Source organism: Streptomyces sp. SID3212 (genome assembly GCF_009865405.1).
In the GTDB taxonomy this organism is placed as follows: Bacteria; Actinomycetota; Actinomycetes; order Streptomycetales; family Streptomycetaceae; genus Streptomyces.
This window is the reverse complement of record NZ_WWJY01000891.1, coordinates 1-775: the sequence shown is the minus strand read 5'-3', so window position 1 is coordinate 775 and position 775 is coordinate 1. Positions and strand designations below refer to the sequence as shown.

General features: G+C 75.2%; 2 pseudogenes. Both read left to right on the top strand.

The features are described 5' to 3' along the window. Positions 1 to 500: pseudogene (locus tag GT042_RS26605) on the top strand (hypothetical protein); the annotation flags it as partial. A 16-nt stretch (positions 501 to 516) separates the two neighbouring features. Next, positions 517 to 775, top strand: a pseudogene (locus GT042_RS39425) (ABC transporter ATP-binding protein); the annotation flags it as partial.

The window sequence follows — 775 nt, the reverse complement described above, 5'->3', positions numbered from 1 at the left end:
CGCGCCGGGCGGCGGTGGTGGCGCTGCCGGTCGCGCTGGTCGCCCTGCTGGCCGGCTTCCTGCCCTCGTACTACGGCAAGGAAGGCATGCAGTACGCGCCGCCGGCGGAGACCGCGCTGGTCGAACGCGCCTACGACCGGGCGCCGGAGGGTTCGCTGATCCTCGCGACGACCGGGTCCTTCCCGGGCGCGTACCACCGCTACGACCGGTACGAGCGGTGGTTCTTCACGGAGCAGGAGGTGCCGGAGAACCTGAAGATGCTCAAGGACCCGGCGGGCTACCTGGACGCGGGCATCCCGGCAGGACGGACCGCGTACGTGATCCTCACCCCGACGCAGGAGGAGGCGACCATCGGCGAGGGCTATCTGCCGGCCGGCGGCTTCGCGCGCATGAGCGAGGCGCTGAAGCGCTCACCGCACTTCCGCGTGGTGGAGGAGAGCCGGTACGGCCTGGTCCTGGAACACGTCGCGCCCCCCGCCCCCACCGCACCCACCCCCTGACGTGGAGGCCACCGCGATGCGCCCAGGAGACCCCGAGAACGACGGCACCACGGGCGGAGGTGCCCCGACGGCCAAGCGGACCCGCGTGGCCGAGGCCGCCACGGCCACCGCCCCCGAACCCGGACCGACCACGCCCGCCACCACCCCCACAGGACCACGCCCGGAGCCTGCGGTGCCCAAGTCGCCTGCCGAGCCCGCCGCGCACACGCCGCCTGCCGCGCCTGGGCGACCCGTCGAGGCCACCTCGCCCGCAGTGGCCGCCGCGCCCCCCGCCG